We start from the raw sequence: 12,235 nt of genomic DNA, 5'->3' as shown, positions 1-12,235 counted from the left end.
CAAAGAATGGGTTGGCATTCCCTTCTCTCCTTCCTCTTAAAACCTGTACCCTATTTTAAATTAACAGGCTGTAGCTTGCTCCCGCGCAGCGGTAGAGCAGCGATTCTTTCACAACTTGCAGTAGCTGCTGGCAGGCAACCTCTACTTGCTGTGCCACACCATTCTTTGCCGCTCTGACCGATTTGCCTATCCAGTTGGCCAAGGGCCTCGGCTAGCCAAGGTGCTCGCCTGAGATCCAGGCACAAAAAGGGATCGCGATAGCTGCCCACCCCACTGGCGGCATCTCGAACGTGGCGCAAGGGGAATTGTTCAGCGGTTCGGCTTCCTGCCCAACGACCGGCTGACAGTGCCGGGGATCCCTGGAAGAGTCCCCCTCTCAAGGTTCCCAGAGCGGTTAGTCTAGACTGTGGACAGTTACGTTCCTCTCAATCAGAGCAGAGGCTGTCGATGGACACCACCGAGGCCCTCCAAGTTCTCAACCTGCCGTCGGATGCCAGCGAACGGGAGATCCGGAGGAAATGGTTGCGAGAATATCAAACCCTCAGTACCGCCCTCTTGGAGCTGGAGGACGAACGGCAAAGACCCTTGCTGGAGGCGCAACTGGCGCGGCTCAACGAGGCACGGGATGTGTTGCTCAGCGGCGGATCCCAGGCTGAGAAGGAGTTGGCTTGGGCTAGCCCAGAAGACTTACCCCCCCAGGTCATCGTGCTGCTTTACCAAGCCAATGGCCAAGAGGGGATCTGCACACGCCAGATCGGGGGGCAGGACATTGTTATTGCGTTTGAGAGCGCCTTCGGGGCGAAAAAATATGCCCAAAGGCTGGCCCAGCAGGGGCTGCCCAAGCCGGTGGCCGAGCGCTTTGATACCCAGGAGATCGTTGATTTTTGTCGCGAAGGGGGCTACGGGCTGATGGTAGTTCCAGCCAGCGAGGTGCTGGAGCCGCTGGAGGAGAGTACGGAAGCCGCGCGGAATTGGCAGGGCAAATCCTGAGGAGCTGCACTTCAGTCCGCTCACCCAGGTTGCGTTGAGAGGGCCTTCAATGATCACTGCTGAGCCGATCTCTGCAGAAGAGTTTCGCCAGATCATGGACGCGGATCTGGAGGCTTCCTGTGAGGCTTTTGGCCTGAGGGGAGAGTACCTGCGCCTGCAACAACAGCAACTGCGCTTCTGGGGCATGCTGGCCCTCTGCCTGTTGGTGATTGCTCTGGTGATCTTCTTGGGGATGCGGGATCCCGGCTATTGGCTGCTGTATGCAGCAGCCGTCCTGTTGCTGGGGGTGGTTTTGCTGGGGCTATTGTGGGCCAGCCTGGAGCTACAGCAGAGCCTGCGCCGCATCCGCCAGCGCTGGCAAGAGGCCCATCTCCTCAGTAGCTCACCCAAGATCATGGAGTTTGCCAGCGACTTAGCTCGCAAGGTAAAAGAGTACAACCGCTGGGTGCAAGAGCTACAACAGTCGCTGGAGGGGGGCCAGTATTGGCGAGATTTTCGCCAACTGAGTGAGGCCGAGCAGAGGTATATCCAGTCGCTCTTTTTGCAGGTGCGGGCCCAACTGGTAATGGCGCTGCAGGTGTGCAGAGCTTTAATCGAGAATCCACAAGCCTCCGTAGCTCAGTATCTCAACCAAATGGTTGCCCGGGATCAGCAACTGTTGGAACAGTTTGTCGCCAAAAACTTGACTGCCAACCGCTACGTAACCATGGCCCGCGAGCTATCTGCCCTGGAGGCAGATTTGCAAAGCCGCCTCAGAGTCCTGGGATCCCAGTGATAGTCTGGTGGGTCGATGTTCGGCAGCTTGTTCATGAGAAGCAGAGGCACCGCAGCGCTGTACATCCTGCTGGGTTTGGGCCTGCTGGGGTGCGGGGATCCCAACGTGCCGCTGACCCAGCCGCCCCCTGATGCTTTCCGGGTCAGCACCCCGCGCCCCCCGCGCTTGGATCTCTATCCCACGCCGCCGCCAACGCCCACCCCTACGCCGACGTTGCCCCCCGGCTTGCTGGAGCTCACGGCCCGTTGGCTGGGGATCCCGTGGCTGCCGCAGCGGCGCGAGACCAGCCCGGTGCGGTTGAGCGCCCGCTTCCTCGATATCCCGTTGCCGCCCAAGCCTCGCCCCTCACCCCAGCCTTCCCCTACTCCGACAGGGGAAGAGGAGAAGCAGCAAAGCCACAAGACCTAGGTTCTGCTCTGCGGCCTGGAAACCTAAGCGACCACCGTCAGCGGCTCCGTTTCTCGTACGCGCAGCTTTTCGCAGGGGATGATATCCGTCAAGATGGAGCTGGCCATCATGCCCGTATGGATCTCCAGCTTGGCTCCTGGCACCGCCTCGAACAGCAGCCGCTGCCCAGGAAAAACCACCCGCTCAAAGTACCAGTTTTCAATGTTGGTAATGCGAGCCACCTGGATTGAGCTGGTCGCATTGATGTAGCTACAGGTTATTCGCTCTGCTTGTTTTTTCGCGGGGATCGCATCGAGGGTCTGCATAATAGCTCACCAGCCTGCCTTGCTCAGCTTATTATCCACGCTAGCACCGTCTGGGGATCATTGCGGTAGCCCTCGATACGGCGATCCCAACTGACAAAAATAGATCCCAGAAGAGTTCTGTATTTTATCTTACCGTTTCGATTCCAAAACTCCCTTTGGAGGCGAGGTGGATTTAGATGGGGATCCCTTCTCGAAGCGTCGCAATTGCTATAGAAAATCTCCAGATAGTAGTAGTCGAGATTTTTTCCTTTCTCAGGACTCTGAGATCAAGGCTCGTCAAGGCTTGAGCCGGTCACCGGCCTTGGCTGAGCTGGGCTGGGTTCCCAGTTCAGGCCCTCCACCCGCAGCTCCAGAGCCCCTGACTGGCGCACCGGATTGTATTGCAAGCTAAATCCATAGGTGCGGCGGTCGTAACCCAGGCGGTAGGTGATGTCCACCTGCTGGCCTGACTGCAGATCCACCGTCGTCTCTGCCCCTACCCGCAACGGACCATACAGTTGCTGTAAAAAGCCCAAAACAAGCTGCTCCCGCGTGGTGATGCGGTCAAACAAAAACGGCGAGGCTCCGGCCAAAAAACCGTTGGAGTAGGTCACCCTCAGGTTGGTGTAGTCGAAGGTATTGGCCGCAAAAGCCCCGATCACCGCGTCGAGGCCGATGCTGCCGGCAGTATAGCTTTGGGTGCGCCCATTGGAGTAAAACGACTGGCTGCTGCTGACGCCGGTGTTGAGCCAGATTCCCTGTTCGATGGGCAAAGCGGAAAAGCGGGGCGGCGGATCCGACGCCGTCTTAGGGGGTCGCCAGAGGGGAAAAGAACGAGTTAGGGCTGCCCCCAGTTGCAGTCGGGCGAGCTGGATGCGCTCGGTGGTCTTGGCCAAGGCCAGATCGGGATCGGTGTCGATGTTGCCGAGTTGTCCCAGGGCGTCGATGTAGTCGGCGGCTATGCGGTAGCTGAAATCCAAGCCAGTGTTGCCGAGGCGGAGGGTGGGCGAGCTGTAGCTGGCACCAAGGCGATTCTCCACAATCTGGAACCCCAGCCGCCCGCTGAAAAAACGCTCCTGATACGCATAGGTGTAGGTGACTTGGCCGCCGTTGCCGGTGGTAACGCGGTGTTCGACCTGAGCCCGCAAGCGCCGGGCAAACTCCTCGAAGACGATCCCGCGCAGCTCGGCAAACAGCGAGGTTTGGGCATTGGCTTCCGGTTGCCGCCAACGAAAATCAGCCCGCAGCCCGATCCCATCGCGGATCCCTTGATCGCTGCCCCAAAGGCGTTGCGGATACAGTTGTGGGGAGAGCACCAGGCTGAGATGGGGATCCTGCAGCAGCTCGAAGTTGGCTTGTAGGATCAGGCCGCGCCGCAGCTCTTCCCGGTCGAAGTCATCGTAGAAAAGGCTGACCGGAGGCTGACGGTTCAATGAGTCAAAGCGCAGCCGAATGGGCAGGGGCAGAAACAAGACCTGGTCGAAAACCAGTTGGCCAGCTTCGGCAATCAACAGGCTGGAACCATCCGCCTGCAAGGTAGAGGTCGCCCGCGGGCTGCGGATCTCCAGCTCTGGCGGATCGAGAGGGTCATTGGTCAGCCGCACCTGCTCTCCTTCCCAGTTGTTGGCATCGAAGCGGATGCGAACGGCGCGAAAGCGCACCAGCCGCCGCGGCGAGAGGGCCGCCGCCGGAGAGCCGCTGGCCTGCAACTGGCCAATATCCACCTGCCCGAAGGCCTCTTCCAAAAAGCCCTGCTCCCGCCCAAAGTCGTATTCCAGCCGGGATCCCTGGATGCGCTGCTGATCCAACTCGATGGAAACGTTGCCCTCGGCCACCGCTCGCCGCTGTTGCAGCTCGATGCGCAAGCGATCTGCCCGCAGCACAGAGCGGCCCAGACGCATCTCCACGTTGCCCTCGGCCAGGAAAACCTGCGCCCGCTGGTCGAAGGTTTGGCGATCCGAGCGCAGCCGTAACGTGCGCTCCGCAAGGGCGTCAGTCGTAGCCCCTGGCGGAGCAGCTGCCACCCGGCTTTTCTGGGCTGAGGCAGGAGCAGCCGTTGCCAGACCAAACACCCCCAAGCAAAGCCAGAGCCACCAAAACCCTTTCATATTCCCCTAAACCTGGCACAAAACTTCAGCCCAAGCCCCTAGGCTGGCTCAGCCCGTTGTTGGCGGGGCAGGGTTGAGGGCGCGGTTGAGCTTGCCGCTGCGGTAGCCCTCCAAATCGAGACTGACGTAGAGATAACCAAAAGATTGCAGGGCCTTGACCAGCGCTGCCAGATCGGTTTTTTGCACAAATTCCACGATTTGATGAGGGGGCAGTTCGATGCGGGCAGTATCTTTCTCGGAGCGCACGCGCACCTGCTCCCAGCCCAAGCTGCGCAGATAGCGCTCTGCCGCCCCCACTCGACGCAGCTTCTCGGCGGTGATCGCCTCGCCATAGGGAAAGCGGGAGCTGAGGCAGGGCTGGGCCGGTTTATTCCACCAGGGCAGACCCAGGTGGCGAGAGAGTTGCCGCACCTCCAGCTTGCTCATCCCCACCTCTGCCAAGGGAGAACGCACGCCTCGCTCTCGGGCCGCCTGCGCTCCCGGTCGATAGTCGGCCAGATCGTCGGCGTTGAGGCCATCTGCCACGTGGTCGTATCCCTGAGTTTTAGCCACCTGGCGCAGGGTGTCGTGCAAGTGGCTTTTGCAGAAGTAGCAGCGGTTGGCAGGGTTGGCAGCGTAGCGGGGATCCTGCAGCTCCTGAGTCTCGACGATCTGGTGGCGAATGCCGATGTATTGGGCTTGCCGGATGGCCTCCTCCAGATCTTCAGGCAACAGCGCCGGGGAAGCGGCGGTGACGGCCAGGGCCTGCTCCCCCACCTGATCCCAGGCCAGTTTGGCCACCAGGCTGCTATCGACCCCGCCTGAGTAGGCCACCAAGACCCGCCCCATCTCGGCGAAGATTTGGACAAGCTGGTGGAACTTGCGTTGCAGGACGGGATCCAGCTCCGGCAAGGAGTCGGCAGGGGCAAGCGGGGCAGTTGGGTCTGGGGCTATGTTCATATGGCCGGCAGATGCGGTGAGATTTGGGGCAAGGGGGAAAACAGCGAGGACTCCGTCCAAGCGGAGAAGAACCAGTTGTGAGCGGGATTCCCTCTCCCATTGTTTCCCAGAGTCTCCTGCCTTTCCAAAGCTTCCCCGAAGATGAGGTGCGGAATCTCTCACCGAAGGATATCCCGCTGCCCAGTTTCGATATTAGGTACCTAAGCCGATTGCTATGAGCTACGGGAGAGACCTGAGATACCTGTTACCCTCAACGATATCATTCGCAATAACTTCGAGGAAGAACTTCTAAAATTTTTTGAAATTACCCTCTCTCAAAAGAATCGGCAAACTCTTGAGGCCCACCGAACTATTCTTAGAGCCTGCTACAGAGACCCAGAACTTTGTTCGGAGATAAATGCCAGAAAAGGGAAGGAGGTGGCTGAAAAGTGGATAAAGAGGTATAATAATGGCTACGAAAATAGAATTTCGAAATCAGTATTGAAGTCTACAAAGACAATCGCTGGCATGATTGTCAGTACCGTTATCAGCGCTCGGATTCCCAAACTTACGGCAGAACACCGTAAGTGGCTGGATCAACTTCACAAGCAAGTATTACCTGAATGTCTTCTTCTAGACCCATACAGCCAGAAAAAACTCAGGATTTTTAGCTGAGGCTAGCTAAACGAGCGTCAACTGTGATCGGTTACTTTTGAGTCTGTACCTTACTCTCTTAACGCAGTAGTTCTCTGCAAACTCTGATGCTACAGTCCACTGACTGCCGATTTTTCCCTGCTGATTTCGCCGCCTCGGAGTAGTCGCCGCACCTATTGTTCTAAGCAGTTTAAGATTTCTGAAGCTTCCCTTACAGAGAGGTACTGGGTAGACAGAGCAGACACTGTTTCAGAGTCGAAACTAGACTTGGGTATCCACTTTACTATACTCTGACCGGTATGTAGGAGACAATGAGGTCAATCTATCCCTAGGCCAGTGGCCCACCAACGCGGTAGGCTAGATCGCAGTGGGCCTTTTGTTGGGTTCTCTACTGCAATCAACGGTTCTCTCCTCTTGCCGCCATGGCTTTGCAACTTGAACCTGCTGCTCCGGCAGAAGTAGCCATCTATCAGCCCTATTACGCCGTTGCGCGCCGGCAACACCTAGCTCTTGCGGTGGGCCTCTACAAAAAAGGCAGCCTGGAAGGACAGAGGGCCATCGAGGGAGACAAACCTGTGCGTTTCCTGGCCAGTTGGCACACGTCGCCGTTGCCCTCCGATCTGACCGTAGTGCAAGTGATCTTCGATCAGGATGCTGAGCTCACTTACCAGCTCTCCATCGCCAACTACGAGTTTGTGGATTACCTAATCGATGTCGTAACACTGGTGCAGCGTGGACAACCGCCGGATTTCACCACTGCCTTTTACAAAAAGCTGATGCGGTATGAAGACTGACGCCAATTCTCCGGTTGCCGTCACCCTCTACGACACCACCCTGCGGGATGGGGCGCAGCGGGAGGGGCTATCGCTATCACTGCAAGACAAGATCCAGATCGCCAAGCTGCTGGATCGCCTGGGGATCCCGTTTATCGAGGGGGGCTGGCCGGGGGCCAATCCCAAGGATGTGCAGTTTTTCTGGCAACTGCGGGAAGAGCCTCTGGAGCAGGCGGAGCTAGTGGCCTTTTGCTCCACCCGCAAGCCGGGGCGGCGGGCGGCTGACGACCCCCTGCTGCAGGCTATCTTGGCAGCGGGCACCCGCTACGTGACGGTGTTCGGCAAGTCTTGGGATCTGCATGTGACTGAGGGGCTGGGCACCACCTTGGCCGAAAACCTGGCCATGATCCGGGATACCATTACCTATTTGCGCTCCCAGGGGCGACGGGTGATCTACGATGCTGAGCACTGGTTCGACGCCTATCGCCATAACTCCGACTACGCCCTGCAAACCCTCGTGGCGGCGGCAGAAGCGGGGGCAGAGTGGCTGGTTCTCTGCGATACCAACGGCGGATCCCTGCCCCCCGAGATTGCCGCCATCACCGCAGCCGTCTTGGCCGAGTCCCATCACCTGGGGCATTTGCCCCTGGGGATCCACACCCACAACGATTCCGGCACTGCTGTGGCCAATGCCCTGGCGGCAGTCCAGGCGGGGGCGCGCATGGTGCAAGGCACCATCAACGGCTATGGGGAGCGCTGTGGCAACGCCGACCTGTGCAGCGTCATCCCCAACCTGCAACTAAAGCTGGGCTACCGCTGTCTGCCGGAAGGGAAGCTGCAACACCTGACGGAGATCTCCCGCGCCATCAGCGAGGTAGTCAACCTAGCTCCGGATGACCATGCCCCCTTTGTGGGCCGGTCGGCCTTTGCCCACAAGGGCGGGATCCACGTTAGCGCCGTCCAGAAAAACCCCCTCACCTACGAGCACATTGCCCCGGAGCAGGTGGGCAACTGCCGGCGCATCGTGGTTTCGGAACAGGCGGGGCTGAGCAATATCCTCAGCAAAGTGGCCGGCTTCGGGATCCGGCTGGACAAGTCAGATCCCCAAGCCCGCTTGATCCTAGAGCGGTTGAAGACCCTGGAGCTGCAGGGCTATCAGTTTGAGGCGGCTGAGGCCAGCTTTGAGCTGCTGGTGCGGGAGCTGTTAGGTCAGCGCTTGCATCCATTTGAAGTGCTTAGCTTTAATGTCAGCACCACTACCCGCTCCGACTGGAGCAGCAAAGACTGGGATCCCAGTGGTGAGGCGGGGGATGTGCAGTCCTTGGCGGCGGTGAAGATTGCGGTGCAAGGGCAGACGCGGGTAACGGCAGCGGAAGGTAATGGGCCGGTGGCGGCTTTGGATGGGGCGCTGCGCAAAGCCTTGCTGGAGTTCTACCCCCAACTGGAAGGGATTCACCTGGCCGACTACAAAGTGCGCATCTTGGATGGGCGGGCCGGCACCTCGGCAAAAACGCGGGTGCTGGTGGAGTTCAGCAATGGCCACCGCCGCTGGACCACGGTGGGAGTTTCCACCAACATCATCGAAGCCTCCTGCCGGGCCTTGGTGGAAGGCTTAGAGTATAGTCTCTTGACAGCACCTTGCCTTTCCCCAGCCTCTGCCCAGATGGCCTCTCCTTGAGGGGGATCTGCAACCATCTCCCCTCTCCCAGAGGGAGAGGGGCCGGGGGTGAGAGGCTGGCTCTAACTTGTGTGAAATCGTACAGCTCCCATGAGAATCATCGGCTTGACGGGCGGCATAGCCACCGGTAAATCCACAGTGGCCCGCATCTTGGAACGGCACGGGATCCCAGTGGCCGATGCGGATCAGATGGCCTGCCAGGCCTTGGCGGTGGGATCCCCCATCCGCGAGCGGGTGCTGCAGCGCTATGGCCAGGCCATCCGGGCTCCCTCTGGAGAGCTGGATCGCCGCCAGTTAGGGCAGATTATCTTTGCCGATGCCGCCGAGCGGGCCTGGCTAGAAGCCCAGATTCACCCGTTTGTCAAAGCGCGGCTGCGGGAGTTTCTCCAGTCTCACGGAGCCTCTGCGCCGCAAGGGGTGCAACATCCTCAAAAGGACGGCTCTCCCACCGTTTGCCTGATGATCCCGCTGCTGTTTGAGGCCCACATGGAAAACTGGGTCAGCGAGATCTGGGTGGTAACCTGTACCCCTGAGCAGCAGCGGCAGCGCCTGGCCCAGCGGGATCCCCTGCTGACGCCAGCAGAAATTGAAGCTCGCCTGGCCAGCCAGTGGCCCCTAGAGGAAAAGGCCCGTTGTGCCCATGTAGTGCTGGACAATTCTGGATCCCTGGCGGAGCTGGAAGCCCAGGTGCAACAAGCGCTGGCTTCCCAGAAACCCCTGGCCTCGCCCCAGCAGGCTGGATAGAGTAGCGGATGGGGATGGTGGGTTGAGGAAGAGTCGATGCAAGAAACGATTTGCAGCGGCGAGCCTGTTGGCGATAGCAGGGCAGAGTCCTGGTGGGTGCAAGCGCTGGCGACGCGGGAGCAGGAGATCGAGGCGTTGAGGGAGCGCAACCGCCTGCTGCAGAGCCAGATCGATCTTTTGGAGCTGCGCCAAGAAAAGCAACAGCGGCAAATTCGCAGCTACGAGGCAGAAATTGAGCAGCTCTACCAAGAAAAGCAGGTGCTGGAGCAGATGATCCAGGAGCTACCAGAGCTCTACCGACGTAAGCTGCAGGCCCGCCTGCAACCCATCCGCGAGCGCATCGCCGCCATTCAGGCGGAAAATCGTCGGCTCAAGAGGGAGCTGTACCAGCTCAGCTACCGCCTGCAGCACGTGGACCAACTGGATGCCCCCCGCTGGAAGCTGCAGCTGCCCCGGATAGCTCTCCTGCGCCGCCGGGATCCCAACGGCCGGCGGCCAAAAGCTCTACCCACCCAGGAGGTGGCATCACCCAGCGTCGCTCCTGAGGGGCAAGGGGCAGAATAGGGGAGCCCTCTGGGATTGCCTCCGCATCGCCCGGCGATAGCGGTCTCGGCTGGGGCGCTGCTTGCTCGGAGATCTTCGGAAATGGCCGCCGCTGGCAAGTACGAACCCCTGCATCTGAAATACCGCCCGCAGCGTTTTGCCGATGTGGTGGGCCAAGGGGCGGTGGTGCAGACTTTGGCCAATGCCATCCGGCAAAACCGGGTGGCGCCGGCCTACTTGTTCTGTGGTCCGCGCGGCACGGGCAAGACCTCCAGCGCCCGCATTCTAGCCAAGTCCTTAAATTGCGAGCAGGGGCCAACACCGGATCCCTGTCAGGTGTGCAGCCAGTGCCGCGCCATCACCGCCGGCTCTTCTTTAGATGTGATTGAGATCGACGCGGCCAGCAACACCGGCGTGGACAACATCCGCGAGCTGATCGAGCGGGCTCAGTTTGCGCCGGTAAATAGCCGCTACAAGGTCTATGTCATCGACGAGTGCCACATGCTCAGCAATGCCGCCTTCAACGCTTTGCTGAAGACCCTGGAAGAGCCGCCCCCCCGCGTGGTGTTTGTCCTGGCCACCACCGACCCGCAGCGGGTTCTGCCTACCGTCGTTTCCCGCTGTCAGCGCTTTGACTTCCGCCGCATCCCCCTCGAGGACATGGTGACCCACCTGGGCCAGATCGCCGCCCAGGAAGGGATCCCCATCACGGCAGAAGCCTTGCAGCTGGTGGCCCAGCTTGCCCAGGGCGGGCTGCGGGACGCCGAGCGCCTACTGGATCAGCTTAGCTTGCTGGAGGGATCCATCACCCCAGAAGCCGTGTGGGACTTGGTGGGCGGGATCCCGGAGCGGCAGCTTTTGGAGTTGACGGATGCCCTGCTTGCTCAGGATGTGCAAGCAGTGCTGGCCCAGACGCGGCAATTGCTGGAGCGGGGCAAAGAGCCCCTGGTGGTGCTGCAGAACCTGGTGGCTTTTTACCGGGATCTGCTCCTGGCCAAGACGGCCCCCCAGCAGCGGCAGTTGGCAGCGGTAACGGATCCCACCTGGGCAGCCTTGCAACAGCGGGCCCCTCGCTACTCGGTGGAGATGCTGCTGGCGGCCCAGAGCCATCTGCGCCAGTGCGAGCCGCAAATTCGCCAGAGCGGGCAACCCCAGCTTTGGCTGGAAATTGCTCTGCTGGATCTGCTGGGCCAGCTGCGCACAGGGGCTGCAGCCAGCGCCGCGATCCCCCTTGCCTCTGCGGGCTTACCTTCTGCTGAGAAAAGTGTCGATGTCCCCCCTCGCACCCCAGCAGAACAAAAGCAGAGGGCTACAGCAACAGCCACCCCAGAGTCCTTCACCCCTTCCCCTAGCCCAGCAGGGGACTTGACGCCCCTGCCGCAAGGACCCAGCCCACAAGAGCCGCTCCCTCCGGAAAAGGCAAAGGATCCGGCGCCTGCCCAGGTGTTGCGGCCCCGCTGGGAGCAGTTTCTTGAAAACCTCCGCCCCATCACGCGAGGGCTATTGGCATCCGGCCATTTGCAGCAGGAGGCTCTTGTTTGGCTCGATGGGACGGAGACCTTAGAAATTACCCTTGCTTTTCCCAATAAGGGCCTGGTGGAGAAAGTGCGCAGCAAAGAAGCCGAGGTACACTCTGCTCTTTACAACCTGCTGCGGCGCCCGGTGCGGCTGAAGCTGGTGGTACAGCCACCGCCTCGCCTACGGGAGGGGCATGCTGGCCCAGCTGCGGCCCGTGACCCAAGGTTGGAGAGCAGCCCTCCTTCCCCCGAGCTCCCTCTTCCAAGACAGGCGGAGCTGAGGGCCCCGCAATCTACTGCCCCAGTGGTGCAAACCGCAAGGCCACCCTCCTACGACCTGGCCCATGAGCTGGCGGAGGTGGCCCGTCGGTTTGCCGACCATTTCAACGGCAGCCTGATAGATTTGCAAGGGATCCTGACCTCGCCCGAGGAGGCGACGGCAGAACTGTCCGCTCTCGAGAGCCTGGAGGCAGAAGGAGCCCCGGATCTGGGTGAAACCTACGGCCCGCCGGCAACCGAGTCCCCCCTAGCCCCCGAAGAGGAGGAGCTGCCTTTCTAGGCACTATTTTGGGGCGCTGGTTTTGCCCCTGCCGCTTTTGCTGGCCCGCCAAGGAACGCCTCTAGCGCTGGGATCCCTAAGGGCCAGCTCAGCTAGAGAGAGCGACCGCCTCCACCCGCATCCGCTCGTTCCATCAAATGAACTACCCCACCGCGCAGGCGGGTGGGGTTTCCCCATCCGCTTGACAGCAGAGCTTTTGTCTCTTCCTCTGCCCCAGTTGCTTCATCGTTCGCGGCAGCGGGACGGAGTCCATCCCGTGTACCGGGTCTCTGAAGTAGAGCTGA

General features: G+C 60.3%; 11 protein-coding genes. 8 read left to right on the top strand and 3 right to left on the bottom strand.

The genetic code is table 11. From position 1 onward, the window contains the following. Window positions 1–447: 447 nt before the first annotated feature. Genes NW845_RS10620 through NW845_RS10610 form a run of 3 tightly spaced genes read left to right on the top strand, consistent with a single transcriptional unit; the run spans window position 448 to window position 2,173 of the window. Complete coding sequence (locus tag NW845_RS10620; RefSeq protein WP_414365647.1) at window positions 448–990, top strand: DUF3110 domain-containing protein; 543 nt, start codon at window positions 448–450, stop codon at window positions 988–990. Window positions 991–1,039: 49 nt separating this feature from the next. After that, window positions 1,040–1,765 carry a hypothetical protein gene (locus NW845_RS10615; RefSeq protein ID WP_414365646.1) on the top strand — a complete coding sequence of 242 codons (726 nt, stop codon included), beginning with the start codon at window positions 1,040–1,042 and terminating at the stop codon, window positions 1,763–1,765. A 33-nt stretch (window positions 1,766–1,798) separates the two neighbouring features. Continuing rightward, window positions 1,799–2,173: a hypothetical protein gene (locus NW845_RS10610; RefSeq protein WP_414365645.1), complete on the top strand. Its 375-nt coding sequence runs from the start codon at window positions 1,799–1,801 to the stop codon at window positions 2,171–2,173. 23 nt (window positions 2,174–2,196) lie between these two features. Here the strand turns inward: NW845_RS10610 and NW845_RS10605 are convergent, their stop codons facing one another. The 3 genes from NW845_RS10605 to larE all read right to left on the bottom strand — a co-directional run bounded on the left by NW845_RS10605 (window position 2,197) and on the right by larE (window position 5,504). After that, window positions 2,197–2,478 (bottom strand): DUF1830 domain-containing protein, encoded by a 282-nt coding sequence (locus tag NW845_RS10605; protein WP_414372214.1) that lies wholly within the window; start codon window positions 2,476–2,478, stop codon window positions 2,197–2,199. Between the two features lie 266 nt (window positions 2,479–2,744). Then, window positions 2,745–4,565: a DUF3769 domain-containing protein gene (locus NW845_RS10600; protein WP_414378475.1), complete on the bottom strand. Its 1,821-nt coding sequence runs from the start codon at window positions 4,563–4,565 to the stop codon at window positions 2,745–2,747. A gap of 48 nt (window positions 4,566–4,613) precedes the next feature. Continuing rightward, window positions 4,614–5,504, bottom strand: a complete 891-nt coding sequence (gene larE, locus NW845_RS10595; RefSeq protein WP_414378473.1) for an ATP-dependent sacrificial sulfur transferase LarE — start codon at window positions 5,502–5,504, stop codon at window positions 4,614–4,616. A 1,055-nt stretch (window positions 5,505–6,559) separates the two neighbouring features. Here larE and ebsA point away from each other — a divergent pair. From ebsA to NW845_RS10570, 5 genes are all read left to right on the top strand, one after another. Beyond that, window positions 6,560–6,931: a type IV pilus biogenesis protein EbsA gene (ebsA, locus tag NW845_RS10590; protein ID WP_414366770.1), complete on the top strand. Its 372-nt coding sequence runs from the start codon at window positions 6,560–6,562 to the stop codon at window positions 6,929–6,931. Further along, a complete protein-coding gene (gene cimA, locus NW845_RS10585) occupies window positions 6,921–8,588 on the top strand; it encodes a citramalate synthase (RefSeq protein ID WP_414378471.1) in 1,668 nt (555 codons plus the stop codon). Before ebsA ends, cimA begins: the two co-directional genes overlap by 11 nt. 90 nt (window positions 8,589–8,678) lie before the next feature. Next, window positions 8,679–9,332, top strand: coding sequence for a dephospho-CoA kinase (gene coaE / locus NW845_RS10580; RefSeq protein WP_414378469.1), 654 nt, complete (start codon window positions 8,679–8,681; stop codon window positions 9,330–9,332). 36 nt (window positions 9,333–9,368) lie between these two features. After that, window positions 9,369–9,896, top strand: coding sequence for a hypothetical protein (locus tag NW845_RS10575; RefSeq protein ID WP_414378468.1), 528 nt, complete (start codon window positions 9,369–9,371; stop codon window positions 9,894–9,896). An 81-nt stretch (window positions 9,897–9,977) separates the two neighbouring features. After that, window positions 9,978–11,951, top strand: a complete 1,974-nt coding sequence (locus NW845_RS10570; protein WP_414378467.1) for a DNA polymerase III subunit gamma/tau — start codon at window positions 9,978–9,980, stop codon at window positions 11,949–11,951. The last annotated feature ends 284 nt before the right edge of the window (window positions 11,952–12,235 follow it).

It is taken from the genome of Synechococcus sp. H60.2, assembly GCF_047462315.1.
Taxonomy (GTDB): domain Bacteria; phylum Cyanobacteriota; class Cyanobacteriia; order Thermostichales; family Thermostichaceae; genus Thermostichus.
The sequence above is the reverse complement of the archived record's forward strand: the minus strand, read 5'-3'. Positions and strand labels throughout refer to the sequence as shown.